Raw genomic sequence first — 20,611 nt, forward strand, 5'->3', positions numbered from 1 at the left:
AACATTTACCGAATTTTACTAACTATTTGATTTTCAAATAAAAAGCACAAATTGGAGCGTAATTTCCATCCATTCATTGCCTCTATACGCTCCCATTTGTGAGATTTAAAAATTTGAAACACTAAATATTCATTTGAACAGCGTTCACTTTCGATCGCTGTGATTAATCTGGTTAAAAGTTACCCGCCAGAAGTGTTCTGATTCTTCCACCGGATACCTACCGCTTGGGATTTTACCTTGATTCAGGTCATAACGCCTGATAAATTTTCCGGGCAACCCAAAAGTTTCCCGAACGATAAACTCACCTCTGCGGAAGTGCTTTTTTTCTGCCTTAAGGCATACCGAGGCTTTCAAAAAATGAAACCTGATCTGTCCGAAATGTTCATACGTCAAATAAGCTATCGACCTGTCGCATGAACCTGTTAATTGGAACATCCTGGCGGTAGCTTCTACGCTGCAAATACCCAGCCCGGAACAATTCCTACTGGCCATTCCAAACCGTACTTCTGCTCTGAGCCCGCTTGTTACCGGAAATATTTCGCTTGTCGGAAATACAATTGGAACTGACCCCAACCTAAAATTCATATTGTTCATAAATTGTCAATCTTTCAATATTACCTTGCCTTATACGCTTTGCCTGATTTCAAATTCCTTCCTTAGGAAAAGGCAAAAGATTTAATGCTTAGGTATTTAGGCCTCCCTTTTGTATTTAAAAAACAACCTTTCGCATTCACCTTTGATCAAAGCCTTTTATAGGCTTGAGGGGGGATGATTGCGAGGATCCCAAATTCAGAAAAATGGTGAGTACTGAATTTCCGGGATGTTTGTTGTTTCCAGCAAGCTGGATTGGTGTGTAGTTAGCAGGTCAATATTTTTTTACAAATGAATTAATCGACCGCTTTCAAAGTTTTTATCTTGTCATGAATCTGGCTATTAAACTTTCGGAGCCAAAGTGTCTACAATTACTACTGAGCCTGATTTAAAATGTTTTTTTGAACGAAATTCGAGACTTGTTACAGTACCATGTGATTTCATGTTACGGTCGTTTTAGATGTTTGTAAATTTGTTTCGCATTACAAAAGTGGGGCAAAACGACTCCGCCAACAAGGACAGTTAACGGTACATTGTACTTAGGTCAATTTTGGGTAAAAAAAAATCAACAACCGATAAGTTGTTGATTTTTAAATACTTACAAAATCCATTTTTTTAACTGATTCGGGAAAAGTGTGACAGGATTTTAGAACATATATTAAAAAAAATAGCATAAAATCTTTTTAACATATACCAAAAACAAAAGAATCTCCCCTCTCAGGGGAAGAACAATAACATGAAAGGAAAAGATATTTCCCGAGGGAAAAAGGAGCAAAAAGATTAGATTACCGGGCTTCAAAGAAAACATCAAAGGGTTGGCAATTCGCCGGTAAGCGTATGGAGGAAAGCGACAATGTCGTCAATTTCTGCTTCGGATAAATCGGTATTAAGTTGGGCCTTTGCCATGATCCTTACAGCCTGGTGAAGTTCCTTTACACTCCCATCGTGAAAATAAGGAGCAGTTTGGGCAACATTCCTAAGGCTGGGAACTTTGAACAACCTTTTGTCACGGTGTTCATTGGTCACGGAATAACGCCCCTGGTCATCATTGGGAACCCCAGTGTAATCAGACATCTTTCCCACCTGTGGGAATCCCTGGTACATATTTCCTCCTGTGGCACTACCACTATGGCAGGGAATACATCCATTATCAATAAAAGCATTGAGGCCTCGTTTTTCCTGTTCGTTTAGGGCTTTTATATTGCCTTTTAAATAATCGTCAAAGCGGGAATAAGTCACGAGTCTTTCTTCGAAGGCTTCAATGGCCAAGGTGAGATTTTCCATCGACAAATGCTCATCGGAATCAGGGAAGGCCTTTGCAAAAAGTTGTTTATAGCCTTCATCCTTTTCTAACCTGCTGATAAGGGTAGCTTCATCGGGCATGCCCATTTCCAATTGATTAAAAATAGGGCTTTTCGCCTGCTCCTTAAGGTCTGGGGCACGACCATCCCAGAATTGAGCCAGGGCAAATGTGGCGTTGTAAACAGAAGGTGTATTTCTAACGCCTCTCACATTTAGCAATCCGGGAGAAGTCACTTCGTTGTCCACTCCAAAGTTTTCAAGCACATGACAGGAATTGCAACTTTTGGTGCCATTTTCAGAAAGCCGCTCATCCAAAAAAAGCTTTTTACCCAATTCGATTCTATGCTGTAAAACCTGGTCGCCCGAAACATCAGCCAAAGAAGGAAGGGAATCCAGGTAGATGCGGGCTTTGTTCAAAAGCTCAACTTCTACTGCTGTACAATCTATTTGTTTTTCTTCCGTCATTCTACTATTTTGAAAAATGCCAAAGGCAACCAGTAAAAGCAACGCAAAAAAGACAGTATAACGCATGATAAGTAATTTGGTAAAATGAATGAAAGCACAAAAATAAACAAATAGATTTTATTGGTTTTAATTAACTGATCATCGCTTACTGTTTATAAACTTCCAGGAATTTCCACTCGTCGGTAGATTCATCGTATTGAAAATTATAAATATTTCTCATCGGATCACTGGCCACCATGAGGCTGTAATTAAAATCAATCCCTTTAATCTCCATCCTGTTGTCTTTGAAAAAACGAATCCGGTGGCCTTTATCATAACTACCACCTTCCTGCTCTATCAAGGAAAGGACAAATTGTGGGGCTCCGGCAAAACTTCCATCCGGATTTAAGTCTATAGAATAAATATCAGGTTCACGGGCGGAGCCGCAAAACAACTTTTTCCCGGTTTTAGTGGTAAACACCCCTACCCCAATAGCATCTATGCCTTCCAGAATATCCACGATCTCAGCGGTCTTGATATCCACCTGAAAAATCCTCCCTACTTCGTCATTCCGCCCCGACCCGGCAATTGATGACACATAAAGGCTTTCCGTATCGCAATCATAGGTAACCCCCAAAGCACCGAAGGGATTATTGATGGAGGGTGGTTTGGCCCAGGGCAGATCGACAAAGACCTTCATGTCTCCCGTTCTGGAATCAATTTTATACACCTTGTTTTGCTCCTCCGGCGGATTCTCCAACAGGCTCACATGGGGAACAGGAGTGGTATAGACGTTCCCGTTACGATCCATGGCATACAATCCCAGATGACCGGCATCGTCCCAGGAAGGCAGTTGCAGCACCCGGCCGCTTCCATCCTGCCTCACTTCGATCAATCTCATTCCCGTAAATCCACGCTGACTGAAATCAAGGGCTACCGGTTGTTGCAGATTGTTGGTGGTGATCAGTGAAGGGCTATGTTCGCAGGTGTTGGCAGGCCCTGGAATGAAATGACTCCTTTTGGTTACAGGAGAGGAAGGTAAAAATTTCCAAACCAGTAAAACGGCAGCTACCAGGAACACCGTCAGGAGTATTATTTTAGAACCGGATAATCCTGCTCCCGTTTTTTTTAATGCTTTTCCAGGGGGTGGATTATGCTTATTGCCTTTTTTGTTTTGATATTTTTTTTTTGATCCAGCCATATTGATTACATCGTGAAATTAATGCTAGTGATTATTTAACGGGAACAAACATTGGTCCGACAATTCCAGGCCAGGCCAAATTGGTTCTTTGACCATCTTTAATAATCGTTTTAGCCCAACAATACTCATTACCCTCCCTATCATCATTCTCAATTTGCGGAACGTACCAAAATATAAGTTTTCCGTTCTCAAGCGATTCCGGTTCTGTCAGGTATTGTTCCGGCCCTTGTTTAAAATCGGTACTACAGCAATCCCCAAAGGTAGCAATGTCCTGTTCTCCTTCACCAGGATGTTTTACCACCACGTAGGTAAAAGCGTTATCGCCTCTGTCTCCAACCCCAAACTGCCCCTGCGCGGGTTCTATAAAATACCCCTTACCATCGTCATCTGTCATCTTAAACAAATAGCCTTCTGGAGAATAAGTTGTTTTGTTGTCCTGCAAATACCAGGCTTCCTTCGTCCAGCGATCCCAGTTCCCTGCATTCCATTGCTCAAATTTTTGAGAAGTTTCCAGGGCAATTCTGAATACAGGTCGGTACCACCCCCCGGTACCGCACCCCAGCCCAAGGTTGACCCCAGCGATCCTAAACCTTCCGTCCTGATAAAATTCGTAACGGTTTTGATAGCGGTAGTTACAGGCCATAGGCCATACAGGGCTGCGAAAATCCTGAACTATCGCAAATCCAACAACATTACCTTCTGAAAGAATCTCCTCTACCTCAGGGCCGCTAAAAGCCACAACAGCTGCCGCGCTGAACATGGGGCAGCCCATGGCATCGCTGTATCCAAATCCTTCCTTGAAGGCATAACTCACGTGCCAGTCGACCAGCTTGGCCGATTCAATCACTTGGCGATCCTGGAAAGAAACATTTTTAATTTCGAGGCCATCGGAACTGGTTAATTCATAGGAAATTTCCCACCCTTCCTTTTCCAGCCGGGTTTCCTGTCCGCAAAAGTTGTCTGAAACGTATTCATTTTGCAGGGTACGCTCGGTTAAAATTGATTTATTTTTCTGAGTGGAAACGGGTTGGCTACTGAGGCCAACCACCCTCATATCTGTCAGGTCGACGATCACCGTAACCAGTTTTCCATTCACCGTAAATACTGGAGCTGTGCACAGGTGCCGGCAACGCTCGCATTTTGTATTTTCGAATTCAGGGTAAAAATTATTTTTCAACTCGCTTTTTCCCACTCCGGTAGCTTCAATAACTTCAGGGGTATTAATGGCAATATCAACGGCAATTTCTTTCAACCGTGCATTAATAGTAGGAGGAGCAGAACTGGAATACTCTATATTCAGGACCTGTTGGGAATAAACATCCACATAAGCCACCGTAAGAGTATTGTGATAATAGTTGTATAATTCTACGCGATAGGGATTGTCCTTATTATTCAAAGGCGTGAGGCTGAGTTTTTCCATCTCAGCGGGGGTAAGCTGGCGTACGGATAAGATTTCCGTGTGTAATGGCTGCTTATTTTCAAACTTTACATCCCGGATAAAACCCGCGTTGGACAGTGCGATTTGTTGGGCCAGACGGTGATGTGCATCCTCCATTTCATCTTCCGGAATTACGACTACAGGTAACAGGCTTGAAAGGGATGCCTGCTTCATCTCATTATACATTTTTAAAAGTGGGATACCCGCTTCAAGCTGTTCTGCGGGAACATCATCCGCCAATAGATAGGTAACCGCCCCCCCGGAATTCCTTCCTCTTTTAAGGGGTTCATTATCAGAAATACCCGTGCACGAAGCATTGATCAGGACCAGGATCAAAAAATAAAAAGCAAATTTGTTCATTTCAACCAAATCAAGAGCCTTGGAAAAATTAATATTGCCCCAAAGGTAAATAAAAATATTATCCTCTTGGCATAATGGCTAAGGGTAAGACAATTTCCCTATTCCTATTATTCGAAATTAAAAAATCTGAACATTGTCCTTAAACCCAGCGATTCCACTCTCAAGCCCTTCGAATGTCAGGATGCAGGAAGTGGATAAAAAAATGGCCGTACACCGATTTTAGAAATTTCTCTTAAATTTTTATTACACGGTACTACTGATTATATTGAAAATAATTCGCAAAAAAAAGGGGGGGGATCGGGGCTCAAATTACAGGCCCCAATGTATCTGCTAAAACTATAGATACAGATTTCAGTGTATCGACCTTTGGGGTCGACACACCAGTGTCATAAAAGTGTTTCATAGTGAATAGTGTTTCAATTAATTATTTATGGCATCACCTGGACATTCCAGGATGTGTTATTTCATACTGAATGATTTTTGTTAAAAAATAGCAGGCACTTTTAATGAGGTCTTGATCACGAGGATCAAAACCCAATTTGAAAGCCTGCCTTGGTTAATACGGTTGCTGAGATATTGGGTTGCTAAACACCAAAAGGCATTTAGCATGTCATCTTCCCGGGAAATTCCCGGATTCAGATTTTTTTGGAACGAAGAAGTATTTAACTTTTCATGCTGTGCTGAAAAACAATACTTTTCTTTTGATAGGTAGAATAGCCTCTTTATAAATCTGGATCAGCATCCCGAAGTTGGGTGCCATCTTTTTAAAGTGATAATTTTTTTACGGAACAAACGCTCAAAAAGTTTCAAATACTGCATAATAAATTTTTAAAAACGACAAACTCAATCTGCAGGCTTGCCTTTCTTTTTAGTCCCACGAGGTCCTTTGTAAAATTGATTCTCCAGTGAGCTGATCAACATTTCCCAAAGATTATCGTAGGGAATAATTTCCAGTGTACTCGCCTGGTTGGCAATTTCTACGGGAATGGTTTCAAACTTTTTAACATAAGATGCGGCCTTTCTAATTACGCCTTCCTTATGAAACATACCCAATGGAATCTGAAGCAACATTTTAATAAAAATAAAACTTCTCAAATTGTCTTTTTTAGACAAGTAACGTCCCCTATATTTTTCAATGGCATCAATCCTTTCAACTGCCTCATTATAGTTGCGTTGGTGGATCAAAAACAAAATTTGAACGATAAGGATCGGGATATTCATACCGCTTTTATCCTTCGAAAAAATGACGGTTTCATTCAGGAACTTACCCAACCGGAATTTATCCAGAACAATTTTTTCTTTTTCAGGATGTAACGCCCCCATCTCAATGAGGTAATGGAGGTAAGCTTCGTAAATCTTCCACACTTCCTTGACCACCGTCGGCAAAAATTCAAACCGTTTGTGCTCCGTGGCTTCAAGGAAAATATGTGCCGCCTGCGCATATTTTTTGGTATGCATTGACAAAACAAAGGCAAGTTCCTTGAATTTAAACCAGTTGAAAGTACCATCATCGAGGTAACTGCGACATTTTTCTGCCGTGGCCATGCCTAACTCATAATCTCTGAGCTGGGCATGGCAGATAAGTTTCTGAAAATAATATATTTGAAGGGGAACTTTGGCAAAATAGGGCTTCTCCTCATAAAATTGAATGCTCTCGTCACAGACTCTTAAGATATTTTTATAGTCGTTTACACTGCTATAGATCATTAACCGGATCAGGCTGGTATATAAATTGGCTCGATAGGATTGATACCCTTTAATTCTCTCTTCAAGCTTCTTATAAGACTCCAGCGCTCTGACCGATACCTCTTCCTTGATGGTTTTGTTATTAACATATTCAATAACCAAATCAGTGTACAACTCTTCCGCCATATTTTCCACCTGGCATATTTCATTGTACAAGGCACATTTTTCTTTGTATTCCTCGTATTTTTTGGCATTGCCTTCCCGAGCCCCATAATGTAGCCTGAGGACACGGCTTGCTTCAAGACTCAGGTTTGAAAATTCATACTTTTCAGCGTAGCGCAATACATCATGGGTCAGGGAAATTCCCGCCTTACGAGCATTCTTACCCAATAGGACGTTTGCGGCAGCCCAGTCTTTATGACTTTGGTAATACGCTTTTTCCCTGTCGCTATAGTTGGATTGGCTGGTATCAATCAAAAACAACATGTCTTTGAGTTGATTCTTTAAACGGGCTTTGAGTTTACGGTAACTCGCTGTACTGTCGCTCGAAGGATAAAAATGTGCCGCTGCTTCCTCATCGTTCTGAAAACGGTCTTCAAGTATCATATCGAAGAATTCCGTTAACATGGAAGAAGGCCCGGCCTCGCTGGTCATCCAGCTAAGGGCACATTTATCATTACCGACAATTTGCACAATTTCTTTTAATACGTTCATAACTGAACAAGGGGTTTAAATAATACTTAATCTATCCGTAATTTATATCGGTCAGGGAATAGATTACTCTCAAATGTTAAGGCAAATTTTGGATTGTGCAGCTTTCCTGATGATGATAATTTTTAAACTAAAATCATTAGATTACAAATATACCCCAACAAAAGCAAATAAAAAAAGACATTATTTAATTTAAGAATACCTTTAAAATAAACAATTAAATTGTAAAAAAATGATTAAATAATTAATTATCAGTATTTTACGAAATTTGATTATTCATAAAAATAAAAAATTTAACCATAAAATTATCCGGCAACAGTAAAAAAAAATCCAAAAGACATGATTGTGCCACGCTGACTAAAGATTTAAACCTTTCCTAAATAGCAAAAAATAAAAAAAAAGTACCTTCGCGTAGGGGGACTCAATGGGGGGATACATCTAATAATCGAAAGTAATCTAAAATGGATCAAAAACTACATGCAGAAGGATTGATGGCAAAGTATTTTTCCGGCAATATCAACAGCACGGAAAAAGAAGCATTGCTCAAATGGGTGGACAGCCATGAAGATCATCGCATGTATTTTGATGAGATGCTACAGCTATGGACTACTGCGGAAGAGTACGATAATGATTTTCAGGCAGACATAAGCCAGGCGTGGAACAAAGTCTCCCAATCGATCACAGAAAAACCAGCTCTTCGTATTAAAAATTCCAACCTTAATAAAAAAAAGGTGTCTTTTTTAAATACAAGAATCTTCCTTCGGGTGGCCGCTGCGGTGCTATTCATCGTCATGGCAGCTTACTGGTGGAACTCAAACCGGCAAATTGTTGTGTTCGAGACAGCTTTTAATGAAACCAACCAGGTTGAATTGCCTGACGGTACAACTGTATGGCTTAACCACAACAGCCGGATCACCTACCACAAAGCCTTCAAAAAAAGGGATGTGGATCTGAAAGGAGAAGCGTTCTTTGATGTATATCGTGATGAATCCAGGCCGTTTACCATCAGCAGTGGAACGAGTAAAACGAGGGTTTTGGGTACTTCCTTTAATGTAAGAGCATACCCCGAAGAGGAAGAAATCATCGTGACCGTCAGCAGTGGCAGCGTCGAACTGAGTTCGCAAGAAGATCCAAAGCAAAAAGTGACCCTTAAGGCCAGGGAAGAAGGTATTTTGAGTAAAAAAGAACAACAGGTGGCCAAAACCATCGTGGAAAACGAAAACTCCATTGCCTGGAAAACGCAAAAACTCAGTTTTAACAACACCCCGATGAGGGAGGTGTTCAGCACCCTTGAAAGACATTTTGGAGTGGAGTTTACCATTTATAATAAAGCAATCCTGGACTGTGAATTTTTTGGAACTTACGACCAGCCCAAGCTGCAAGACCTGATCGAGGCCATGAAGTTTGCGATGGGCCTTGAATTTGAATACGATGGAAAAGGTTATTCCGTCATTGGTGGTAAAGGATGTGACAGAAAATAAATTGAAAGTAATCCCAAATACAGCAGTAATAAATCACCTATAAAAAAATGAAATTCTCAAAGCTGTTTTTCCTGTTTTTCCTATTCAACGTATGGTGTTTCACCATAACGGCCCAGGATATGGACCAGCTGGTTACCCTTGCCTGCGACAATCAACCATTGGGAAATGTACTGAATGACATCAGTACGAACTATCAGGTCAAATTTACTTACAGCAGAGATTTCATTCCCATGGATCACCCGGTAACCGTAGCGGTTCAAAAGTACCCCCTGCATAATGTACTGGATCTGATCTTTGCCCCAACCCCGATCGTCTACAAAAATATTGGCGGCAATATCGCTCTGAGAGTGGATGAAACTAAACTCCAGCAATTGACGCAACTGCAGAAATTGCCTTTGCCCGATGAGGTACACCGCCAAAAAAGGCTTAAGGAAAGCAAAGCCCCTAAAAAGCTGCCGATTAGAAACACACAGGTGGAACAGGCTCCTGGAGGCGACAGGATGGTGGATTTCGACCCTTCACGGTTTATCATTCCGGAGATCAGCCATGAACCTTACCAGGAAGAAGCCCCTATTATCCAGGTTTCCCTTTTTTCTATGAAGCAGGATTGGGATCTATTGGAAAATGTGGAAGAGGCAAGGGTTTTAATTGACGTATTAGGCGGAAATCATAAAAAAATTAATGGAGTAAACATAGGGGGGGGCGTCAATAATATTCATCATGATGTTAAAGGCGTTCAGATAGGAGGATTGGGCAACAAAGTGAGCGAAGAGGTGAAAGGCGTACAGGCCGCCGGGTTGTTCAACGAGGTGAACGGCAATTTTACAGGGTTGCAGGCAGCTGGTATTTACAACCGTTCCCGTGGCAATTTCCTGGGACTTCAGATAGCCGGAGGAGTCAATATTGCCAATCAAAAAGCTGAAGCCATACAGATCGCAGGGTTGGTCAATTATGCCGGCAGTGGCACCAAAACCCAGCTATCCGGACTGGCTAATATTGCAGGAGATGTAGACTGGTCACAAACCAGCAGTTTATTCAACAAAGCAAAGGAAGTAAAAGGCTTCCAGGTAGGACTGATCAATGTAGCAGATACGGTAGCCCTCGGGGCTTACGGACTGCTAAATATCATCCGCAGAGGATACAACCGGATCGAACTTTCCGGAAGCGAAGTGTTGTACACCAATCTGGCCTTTAAATTTGGTACCAAACAGTTTTACAACATCTTCCATTTCGGAGCCCGATGGGATCAGTTTACCGGAGGAGATCAGCAGGGATCTTTTATGAGCTGGGGATTGGGTTACGGATTAGGAACATGTTTAACAATCAGTCCACGGGAACTCTTAAACATCGAAGTGGTAGCCATCCATCTCAATGAACTGGAAGCCTGGACCAATGAATTGAATTTACTGAACCAACTGCGGGTCACCTATGATGTCAGGGTAGGCAGGAAACTCAGTTTGTTTGGCGGGCCGGTCGCCAACATATATATTTCCAGACCAAAACCGGACTCAGACCCTGCAGGCAAGACCGCCAGATTTGCTCCCTACACCTTTTATGAAGGAGCCGATGCTGATGCAAACTTGAAGGTCTGGGTAGGGATACAGGCAGGCATTAGGTTTTGAAGGAGATTGAAGGAGATTGGAACCCTCCCGACCTGTGGTACGGGATTTCGCTGCGCTCAATTGGAACTCTTGGAAAAACCTCTTAAAACAATATAATTAAACCGCCTTCATCCGGCGCGAACAGTAACGTAAATTATCACCATTTTTTATAGACAACGCTTCCTCATTTCACAACGGGATGGGGTAGGAATTTTATGCAAAAAAAATCACTCAACATGAAAAAGTTATTATTGGTATTGGTATTAAACGCAGTAGCTCTTTGGGGATTCGGACAACACGAAACCTTGTTCAACCATGTCAAGGTACGCGGCGCTTTTGGGGGCCCTATCATTGAATCCGGTTTTAAAAACTCACTTGGGAATTCCGTCGGCGGCGGCGGTGGACTTGTATTCAACAATATGTTTATTGGGGGATATGGCATGGGAAGTGTTGATTTTGAGAAGCTCATCAACGACGAATTAGAAGTATTGGATATTGGTCACGGCGGTTTATGGATTGGAGGTTCTTTGCCTACTTACAAAATGCTCCACTTTTACGGAAGTACCCGAATTGGATGGGGAGCGGTAAATGTTCAATTTGACAATGTCCACCATTACAACGACCTGGATAAGATTTTTGTCCTGACCCCAGAGATCGGGCTGGAAATGAATATCACCCATTGGTTTCGCATTGCCGCTTCAGCCGGTTATCGCTGGGTGGATGGCACCAACGAAACCCTCGGGTACAACGACGATGACTTTTCCGGTTATATTGGCGCATTGACCTTCCGTTTCGGCTGGTTTGGCTGGAAACGCGGCAATTGGTAAGCCACCTGCTAAAGAATAAATGGACTTTTTTAGGATAAAGCTCCGCTTTGGTACGGGGTGAAGCGGCGGTAAATATGTCCATTTATTTTTATCAAATCTCTAAAACGGAAAGTCAACATTTTGCTAACCATAAAAATATAAAACAATGAACTATTTAAAAGCTATGATCCTCGCCCTCTTGTTTGGAATATTTTCCTGGAGCGGATGTTTTATCGACATTAATGATAACGGAGGTATTTTTAACTGCCTAAACGGAGACGGTGTATGGGAAACCAGAACACTGGATATGGATACCTTTAGCGGCATAAAGCTGAATATGGCCATCGATGTGTATATCACCCAGGGAGACGACTTTCTGGTGGAAGTAGAAGGTAAAGAGGATATCATCGATGAATTGGATCTTGATGTTCACAACGATATCTGGGAAATAGAAACAGGAAGATGCGTACGCGATATCGGCAATATGAAAATTTACATTACCATGCCAAATATTAAGAGTCTGAAAATTTCAGGTTCAGGAAAGATCATCGGTGAAAATGAGTTTACTGTTGATGATATTGATTTAATCATTTCAGGCTCCGGGGACATGGACCTTTTGCTGGACGCGCAAAATATAGATGCCAATATTTCAGGATCCGGAGAAATGTGGCTTGAAGGCAATGCCGATCTGCTGGATTTCAACATCAGCGGTTCCGGGGATCTCAATGCCTTCAACCTGTTCTGCAACGATGTAAAAATTCGCATCAGCGGTTCCGGCGACGCTCGTGTTAATGCACTCGACACCCTTTACGTAAATATTTCCGGCAGCGGAGATGTTTTTTACAAAGGACATCCATCCATCGATGTACACATCTCCGGGTCTGGTGATCTGATTGATGCCAACTAAAAGAAAAAATCCTTCGTTTTGTTTAAAGCTATGAAAATGACGGGGCGCCCAACTTATTGGGTAGCCCCTTTTTATTTTTCACTATCAAGGCAAGGTACTTTAACAAAAGATTATCTTTTAAGCCAAAATTTCATAACTTGAAGCAAAGAAAGCCAGTGGAATGACAAAAAATGTATTTTTAGCTATTATCATTATCAGCCTGATGATATGGATCACCTGGCGGATGTTTTTCAAAAAACAGAACCGAGCCCATCGGCCATTCCCGGAAGCCTGGAAAGTGATCCTAAAAAACGAAGTACGCTTTTATCGGCTCCTGTCGCCCAGGGATAAGGATCGGTTCGAGCAAATGGTCCTGAACTTCCTGGATAAAATCACCATCACCGGCGTGGAAACTGAAATTGACGATACGGACAAGCTGCTCGTCGCCTCGAGCGCGATCATCCCTTTATTTGAATTCCCGGACTGGGAGTACAGGAACCTGAATGAAGTTTTACTTTACGATAACTATTTCAACCAGGAGTATGAAACCCGGGGAGAAGAACGCAATATTTCGGGGATGGTAGGCAGTGGCGCCATGAACCGAATGATGATTTTATCGAAGCCGGCCCTTCACCAGGGTTTTGAAAATACGAACTCGAAAAGCAACGTGGGCATCCATGAATTCATCCACCTCCTGGACAAATCCGATGGTGAAACAGATGGCATTCCCGAGGTCATCATGGAACAACAATACGTGATTCCGTGGTTAAAAATGATGCATAATGAAATCCGCGAAATCAAATCAGGTCATTCGGACATCAATCCTTACGGGGCAACCAATGAGGCAGAATTTTTCAGCGTCATAAGTGAATATTTCTTTAAACGACCATTACTGCTGAAAAAAAATCACCCGGAATTATTCGAAATATTAGAAAAAGTTTTCAGAATTGATTGACACTGAAATTTAAAAATTCACATCCGCGAATCAATAAGCCGCGACAATAGATTCGATTTCTTCCAGATACAACCGTTCCTTTGGAGCCCTGCGACGTTGATTAGTAGAGGTAAAATAGGAATGTTTGCCAATAAATTTGAGCTGGATACGATTCCATTCTTCTTCCGTTTCCAAGATGCCAAAAAATTTCAATTCCTCAAATAAGGTAGCACTAATCGAATAAAAATCATCCCGGCCAAGATAATCAAGATCGGCATCACAAATAATTTCTTCCAGTTTGTTTTTGGGACTCTGAGGAATTCGGGTCGCCATGATCATCCCGCAAATTCTCTCGATCTCTTCATCGGTATAATCATATTTAGGCAGTACTTTCCGGGCAAGGTCACATCCCCGTGCTTCATGTTCCATAGCGGCTTGAATGAATCCGGAATCGTGAAATAAAACTGCCGTTTTCAGCAACATACTTTCATATACGGAAATCCTTTCTGACTGACACAGTTGATCAGTCACTTCGAGAACGTCGAAAGTATGGTGAAGGCCATGATAGGTAAGCTTTGGCGACAGCTCCCGATTGAGTTTGTCGACAATAAAGGCTTTGGCAGCGTGATAATTCATTTGTTTAAGTTTTCTCTTTTTTGAGTGGTCAGGCAATTTAGCCGCCCTTTTCGGAAGACGGGTTGATCACCTGACCAGCCTAAATATTATTTGCCCTCTTCATCCAGCAATAAAACGCCGGTAGCCATAAATTTTAGCTCTTCCAACGGCTCGGTAATGGCGGCTATTTCTTTTGCAGATTTTCCTTCATCTTCTGCAAAATGTTTTAATTCTTCAACGGTGGTCACCTCCCGGTAAGCCTTTCCTTCCATCACCACTTTACGTCCGGCGATATCTTTTGGCATAAAGAAACCGTAATCTTCAAATTGTACGAAAAGATTTTCCTGCCCTTCTCCCCCTGCGATATTCATCCAACAACCTTTGGTCTGGCAAACGGCGTCGACAAGGCCTTCAACCTTAACTTCAACTGATTCTTGTCCTTCCATTTTTGACAACAAGGCGGCATAGGTAATTGCTCCGTCACTGTTGATTTCTTTGCCAAAGTGTTTTCCGTCGCCGGCGGCAGCGTTTTCGGCTCCTTCTTCTCCCTCTTCATGGTTGGCATGAGCTTCATGAGCTTCACCTTCATGGTCATGAGTGGCTGCTTCGTTACCGCAAGCCCACATCCCCAAAGCGGCAATCAATAAAATTAATACTTTCTTCATTTTTTGAAATTTTGTGTTTTGTTTTAAACTACAAAGTTAAGGAGAATTTATATTTTACAAATATTCCATTTTTTTTCATTCTTTTCAATTACCTTTTTTTTAAAAAAAACAACCGCTTCCTAATTAAACCATATCAACTGTACAGAAAATTTCACATTTCACAATATTTAACACCGTCTAAAGAAAACATTAAATATCTATTTACAGGCAATAATGATTTTTTCATAAAGTTTATTGTTTTATAACTTCGACAACGGGTATCAACCTCATCCTTTAGGTGAAAAAATATCGGTTTGAGGGTTTCCGGTTCTAAAAAAGGGGTGAAAATCCCCGGAAAGGCCACAACACACTAAACAGGACTTAAAAAAATTCACTAAACATTCTTCATGATATAAACCATTACAATTGATTTTTTTTATTGCAATGGAGGATTTTCCTCAATGACAGGAAACAGGAATCAGTGTGCCGGAAATGAACTGTCATAGTATATAGCAACACGTACATCCAAATCCGAATTTTATCATGAAAGAGTTCATTTTTCTATGCCTTTTCTTGCCATTAACAGTCAATTTACACGCTCAATCAGAGTGTATCAAGGGCAATTGCAACAACGGTTATGGAACCTGCGTCTTTCCCAGCGGGGCCAAATATGTCGGTGATTTTAAAAATGGAAAGCTGCACGGCAAAGGCATCTTCTATTTTAGCGACGGGAATAAATATCTCGGCAATTGGGTCGACCAATACCGGGAAGGAAAAGGTCGTATGGTATTCGTAAGCGGCGATGAATATTTCGGTGATTTCAAAAGAAACAAATTCTCCGGGGAAGGCGTAATGATTTATGCTAACGGTAACCGATATGAAGGCAACTGGCTCGAAAACAAACCCGGTGGTTACGGGGTCTTCGTCTTTGTTTCAGGGGATCGGTATGAAGGTAATTTTACCGGAGGGCAATACGAAGGGCAGGGAACCATGTATTATTCCGATGGCTCAAGATACGAAGGCGAATGGCAACTCAACAAAAGACACGGACAGGGACTTATGCATTATCCTGACGGAGAAACGGTTTTCGGACAATGGGAAAACGACCAGTATATTGCGGATTGGAGCACCATGACTTTCAACGGAGATACGACCAATATGCGCAACTGTAATGAAGTTTACTGTGATACCGGCGTAGGCAAATTTACCTATAAGGACGGTTCCCGTTTTATCGGTGAATTCAACAAAGGCAATCCTGAAGGTAACGGCACTCTATTTTATGCCAATGGAGATCTCTACGAAGGAGGCTGGAAACAACATGCCCCACACGGGCGCGGCGTGATGCATTACACCAGCGGGAAAGTGGTAGGGGCCATCTGGGACTTCGGCAAGCCCGTAAAAAAACTTTTCAGCGAATCGGCCAGCGATAACCCCGCAATGGTAGAAATTGAAAAAGATAAAGATGTAAAGATCTGGGCCGTAATCATTGGTGCGGCTCGTTATACGCATATGCCTGTTTTGCGTTATACCGACGACGATGCCTATCAGGTTTATGCTTTTCTGAAAAGCCCCGAAGGCGGTGCGCTGCCCGATAATCAGGTGCGGCTGTTGATCGACGAGGACGCCACCCATGAAAATATCATTACTGCCATGCGTTCCACCTTTCTGCGCGCCGATGAAAATGACGTCATCATGTTCTATTTTTCAGGTCACGGAGTGGAAGGCGCTTTCCTTTCCATCGATTATGACGGCTACAACAACAAACTCGAACATACTGAAATTACCCAGTTGCTGAAAGCCAGCCGGGCCAAACACAAAATCGTTTTTGCCGATGCCTGCCACTCCGGTAGTATCCTGGCCGCCAAAACCAATATGTCAGAAGCATTAAGACGTTACTATGAAGCCTTCGAGGCCACAAGGGGAGGCACCGCTTTACTGATGTCCTCCAAAGGAGAAGAATACTCCCTTGAAGACGGCGGACTCCGTTCCGGAATATTCAGCCATTTCCTCGTAAGAGGCTTAAAAGGCGAAGCCGACAGCGACGGCGACAGCATTATTACCATTGATGAACTATTCAAATTTATCCATACTAATGTTCGCCGTTACACCGGCAATATTCAAACGCCTACCCTGACAGGGGACTTCGATAAAAGAATGCCCGTGGGTATTGTGAGGGAAGAGTAAAGAAAGGTTAAAGGTTAAAGACTAAAGGTTAAAGTATTGAATTCGGGATACTGGCAACTATCCTTTTTGGTATTGGAAGGGAAGGGAAAGCGGCAGAAAACAATGTTCTGTCGAAATTTAACATAATATGGTAGAACCGTTTTTACTTCCCCGCTGTTCTCCTTTACATTGTATTCAATTCGTTCCATGAGGACGTACCATGAACATTTTTAAAAACACTCCGACCCAATTGGGCATTGGACAAACTAATTGATCGTAATGATTACTGCTATTATTCTGTTTTTATTTTTTAGAAGTATTTTTAGTAAAAAAGGAGGTAAAAAACCTTCTTTGAACTTTCCTAAAATCAACCCGGTATTTCGATTTTTGAGCAAGGCGCTTAAAGGAGTGAAGGTTAAGGCTTGAAGCCATAAACCAAAATCAACGTTAGGAATTTGTAATTCCTCTATTCAATTTTTCTAACGATTTGAGAATCTTCCGCCCACGGCTGGAGAATCCTGCTGAGTTAAATTCCATTTGATCTTTGAGCACAATAGCCAGCTCTTCCCGCAATTCAGGGATAGGCATTGCGATATTAAAAGCCAGTGTCATACAATGCGCTTTAATCGCCACCGCTTTGGCTGGATCCAGCATCCAGTCGATAGCCAGGTCAAAAAGGATGCCCTGGTATTTTTCAGGAATTTCCCTTTGAGAAAGGATTTTAGTGATATTACGGTAAAAAGCATCGTGATGCCCCCCGGGCAAAAGGGTGATGGCTTCTTCCATAATATGATCAAACAATCCGGGGTGTCTGCTTACACATTCCTCCAGAGCCCATACAGCCCGTTGCGGCAAAGGTTCCTCGCCGGATTTAATTACCTTCCATAACGCCATAAACAACTCTTTTGAATCTCCTACATAATCGGCAATGATATTTTTTTGAGCCCTTGAATGTTCTGCCAATAAAGCTTCTCGCAAATCCATTTTTAAAAATTATTAGTCACTAAAACCTAAATTTAAAGATATACTTTTCATAAACCATCAAAATTCCCTCCGAAAATGATATTTTTGGAGCCACACAATATTTTGAGAAAATCATGCAAAGAAACTTACTGCACCTGGTTGCGACGACGACCCTATTATTCCTGTCCTTTTTTTTCGTTAAGGCCCAGGAAAACGGCTTGAATTATTATTTACCTGATCTCAATTACGATAAAGATATTCCCACACCTGAATCCATCCTGGGTTTTCAGGTCGGGGATTGGCACATCAGTCACGATCAGCAATTGATGTATATGAGAGCCCTGGCCGCTGTCTCTCCTCGTATCGAACTAACCGAATACGGCCGTACTCATGAGGGCCGCCCGTTGGTTTACCTCACCATCACCTCTCCCAAAAACCACAAAAAACTCGAAGAACTGAAATCCGAGCACCGCAAACTCAGCGACCCTACCGTCTCCGACCGAGTGGATATTTCGAAATTACCTGCGGTATTGTACCAGGGATACAGCATCCACGGCAACGAACCCAGCGGAGGTAATGCCGCCGTTCTGGTCGCCTACTACCTCGCTGCCGGAAAAAGCAAGGACATCGACAGGCTCCTGGACGATGTCATCATCCTGCTGGATCCTTGTTACAATCCAGATGGTTTCAACCGCTTTGCCTCCTGGGCCAATACCCATAAAAATAAAAACCTGACTGCCGATCCCCAGGATATCGAATACCACGAACCCTGGCCGGGAGGACGCACCAACCATTATTGGTTTGACCTGAACCGCGACTGGCTGCCCGCTCAACACCCGGAGAGCCAGGGACGGCTCAATACGTTTCACGAATGGAAACCCAACGTGCTCACCGATCATCATGAAATGGGCACCAATTCGACCTTTTTCTTTATGCCCGGTTCCCAGTCACGCATCAACCCGAATACTCCCAAACGAAATCAGGAACTCACCCGGGAAATAGGTAATTTCCATTCCGCAGCACTTGATGCCATTGGATCTTTGTATTATTCCGAGGAAGATTATGATGATTTTTATATCGGTAAAGGATCTACCTATCCTGATGTGAACGGAAGTATCGGCATATTATTTGAACAGGCCAGTTCCCGCGGCCATATCCAGGAAACAGAAAACGGGCTCATGCCTTTTTCTTTCACCATCCGCAACCAGGTTACCACGGCCCTTTCCACCTTCGAAGCTACAAGAAGTCTAAGAAAAGAGCTCCTGGAATATCAAAGAGAATTTTATACCGATGCCTTACAACAGGCCCAACTGGAAGAAGAAAAGGCTTATGTTTTTGCCACGCCTGGTGACCCTTCCAGATCGAATCATCTGCTGGAAATACTGGGACGCCACCAAATTCAGGTTTATGGGCTTGCCCGTGACATCAGTGTACAAGGCACCCCATTTTCTAAAGACAATGGTTTCATCATTCCTCTCGAACAACCTCAATACAGGCTCATCAAAGCCTTATTCGACACCAGCACCTCCTTTGATGACAGCATTTTTTACGACATCTCAGCATGGTCCCTGCAATATGCCTTCAATCTCAATTTTGTAAAATTGAAAAAAAAGGAGTTCAACCCGGATCTTCAGGGAAAAGCCATCGAAGGGTGGAAGGTCTTCGCCCCTGTGCCTGATCCGGAATTCAGCGATTACTCTTACCTCATGCCCTGGGATGACTTTTATGCTCCAAAGGCATTGAATTATATTTTGAACAAAGGACTTCGGGCTAAAGTGGCTACACAGTCGTTCACCACTTCAACCCAAAAATTTGATATGGGAACCATTATGATCCCCGTCCAAAACCAGGAAGGAAAAACCCCTGAAGAAATCCACAACATCATTATGGAAGCCTCGAAGTCCTCCGGTGTTGCTTTTTTCGACCAGGATTCAGGACTTACGCCAACCGGACTGGACATGGGTTCAAGAAACTTCAGAGCCATCGAAAAAGCAAAAGTGCTACTCCTCACCGGAGCAGGAACTTCTTCCTATAATGTAGGTTTCATCTGGCATTTACTGGATCAGCGTTATGACATTACGGTATCCATGATCAATTCGGAAGATATCGACGGTGCCGGCCTCGAACGATACAATGTCATTATTCTCGCCAATGGAAACTATAGAAACGTCAGCGCCAACGGGATCGCCAAACTAAAATCCTGGATCAGTGAAGGAGGCACCCTCATTACCGTAGCTGATGCCTCAGGCTGGGCCATACAGAAGGGCCTGTCCGGAGCGAGAAAAAAGATCGCTCCTAAAAACGATATGGAGCGACGGCCTTACTCCAGTCTTCAGCTCGACAGCGGGGGGGATGAAATCGGCGGAGCCATCATAGAACAACAAGCCGACCTAAGCCACCCCTTGTTGTACGGTTACCATAACCCGACCCTTCCCGTTTTTCGGAAGGGAACCTTTTTTATGGAACCTGCCAAAAACCCTTACGCTACGCCACTCATCAATGGAGACACTCCGCTTAAAGCAGGCTTCATCAATGCCAAAAACCAGGCGCAACTCGCCAAAACAGCCGGGATCGTCGTCAGCGGTCACGGTAAAGGAAAAGTGATCACCATGGCCGAAGATCCTACGTTCCGGGCTTTTTGGTATGGCACAGCCAAGTTGATGGCCAATGCCATTTTCTTCAGTAACATCATTGATAATGATAGTGTGGAAAAATTTGGGGAATAGAAAAGAACCCAGTAAAAAAATGGATGGATTTTATTTATTTTTATAGCGTGAGGCTCTAA

The 20,611-nt window shown here is 42.6% G+C and carries 15 protein-coding genes; 7 read left to right on the plus strand and 8 right to left on the minus strand.

The window, feature by feature from the left end:
• Nucleotides 1-144: 144 nt before the first annotated feature.
• The 5 genes from H6571_23245 to H6571_23265 all read right to left on the minus strand — a co-directional run bounded on the left by H6571_23245 (nt 145) and on the right by H6571_23265 (nt 7,736).
• Nucleotides 145-594 (minus strand): hypothetical protein, encoded by a 450-nt coding sequence (locus H6571_23245; protein ID MCB9326662.1) that lies wholly within the window; start codon nt 592-594, stop codon nt 145-147.
• Nucleotides 595-1,398: 804 nt separating this feature from the next.
• Nucleotides 1,399-2,424: a c-type cytochrome gene (locus tag H6571_23250; GenBank protein MCB9326663.1), complete on the minus strand. Its 1,026-nt coding sequence runs from the start codon at nt 2,422-2,424 to the stop codon at nt 1,399-1,401.
• Between the two features lie 79 nt (nt 2,425-2,503).
• Nucleotides 2,504-3,538: a hypothetical protein gene (locus tag H6571_23255; protein ID MCB9326664.1), complete on the minus strand. Its 1,035-nt coding sequence runs from the start codon at nt 3,536-3,538 to the stop codon at nt 2,504-2,506.
• 31 nt (nt 3,539-3,569) lie between these two features.
• Nucleotides 3,570-5,336 carry a hypothetical protein gene (locus H6571_23260; protein MCB9326665.1) on the minus strand — a complete coding sequence of 589 codons (1,767 nt, stop codon included), beginning with the start codon at nt 5,334-5,336 and terminating at the stop codon, nt 3,570-3,572.
• An 843-nt stretch (nt 5,337-6,179) separates the two neighbouring features.
• Complete coding sequence (locus H6571_23265; GenBank protein MCB9326666.1) at nt 6,180-7,736, minus strand: hypothetical protein; 1,557 nt, start codon at nt 7,734-7,736, stop codon at nt 6,180-6,182.
• Between the two features lie 458 nt (nt 7,737-8,194).
• On the opposite strand from H6571_23265, the gene H6571_23270 reads away from it, so the two are divergent.
• The 5 genes from H6571_23270 to H6571_23290 all read left to right on the plus strand — a co-directional run bounded on the left by H6571_23270 (nt 8,195) and on the right by H6571_23290 (nt 13,462).
• Nucleotides 8,195-9,214 (plus strand): FecR domain-containing protein, encoded by a 1,020-nt coding sequence (locus H6571_23270; GenBank protein ID MCB9326667.1) that lies wholly within the window; start codon nt 8,195-8,197, stop codon nt 9,212-9,214.
• Nucleotides 9,215-9,261: 47 nt separating this feature from the next.
• Nucleotides 9,262-10,836, plus strand: coding sequence for a hypothetical protein (locus H6571_23275; protein ID MCB9326668.1), 1,575 nt, complete (start codon nt 9,262-9,264; stop codon nt 10,834-10,836).
• A gap of 215 nt (nt 10,837-11,051) precedes the next feature.
• Nucleotides 11,052-11,642 (plus strand): hypothetical protein, encoded by a 591-nt coding sequence (locus H6571_23280; protein MCB9326669.1) that lies wholly within the window; start codon nt 11,052-11,054, stop codon nt 11,640-11,642.
• Between the two features lie 145 nt (nt 11,643-11,787).
• On the plus strand, nt 11,788-12,528 hold the full coding sequence (locus H6571_23285; protein MCB9326670.1) for a DUF2807 domain-containing protein: 741 nt from the start codon (nt 11,788-11,790) through the stop codon (nt 12,526-12,528).
• 202 nt (nt 12,529-12,730) lie between these two features.
• Nucleotides 12,731-13,462 carry a zinc-dependent peptidase gene (locus H6571_23290; protein MCB9326671.1) on the plus strand — a complete coding sequence of 244 codons (732 nt, stop codon included), beginning with the start codon at nt 12,731-12,733 and terminating at the stop codon, nt 13,460-13,462.
• Between the two features lie 30 nt (nt 13,463-13,492).
• On the opposite strand, the gene H6571_23295 is transcribed toward H6571_23290, so the two are convergent.
• The gene (locus tag H6571_23295; GenBank protein ID MCB9326672.1) at nt 13,493-14,077 is read right to left on the minus strand and encodes a phosphohydrolase; all 585 of its coding nucleotides are present in this window, start codon (nt 14,075-14,077) and stop codon (nt 13,493-13,495) included.
• Nucleotides 14,078-14,163: 86 nt separating this feature from the next.
• Nucleotides 14,164-14,682, minus strand: a complete 519-nt coding sequence (locus tag H6571_23300; GenBank protein MCB9326673.1) for a DUF4920 domain-containing protein — start codon at nt 14,680-14,682, stop codon at nt 14,164-14,166.
• 561 nt (nt 14,683-15,243) lie between these two features.
• Between H6571_23300 and H6571_23305 the strand changes: the two genes are divergently transcribed.
• Nucleotides 15,244-16,884 carry a caspase family protein gene (locus H6571_23305; protein MCB9326674.1) on the plus strand — a complete coding sequence of 547 codons (1,641 nt, stop codon included), beginning with the start codon at nt 15,244-15,246 and terminating at the stop codon, nt 16,882-16,884.
• Between the two features lie 426 nt (nt 16,885-17,310).
• On the opposite strand, the gene H6571_23310 is transcribed toward H6571_23305, so the two are convergent.
• Nucleotides 17,311-17,847: a hypothetical protein gene (locus H6571_23310; protein MCB9326675.1), complete on the minus strand. Its 537-nt coding sequence runs from the start codon at nt 17,845-17,847 to the stop codon at nt 17,311-17,313.
• 113 nt (nt 17,848-17,960) lie between these two features.
• Here H6571_23310 and H6571_23315 point away from each other — a divergent pair, with 113 nt between their 5' ends.
• The gene (locus tag H6571_23315; GenBank protein ID MCB9326676.1) at nt 17,961-20,552 is read left to right on the plus strand and encodes a zinc carboxypeptidase; all 2,592 of its coding nucleotides are present in this window, start codon (nt 17,961-17,963) and stop codon (nt 20,550-20,552) included.
• The last annotated feature ends 59 nt before the right edge of the window (nt 20,553-20,611 follow it).

The sequence above is a fragment of the Lewinellaceae bacterium genome (genome assembly GCA_020636105.1).
Lineage (GTDB): Bacteria > Bacteroidota > Bacteroidia > Chitinophagales > Saprospiraceae > BCD1.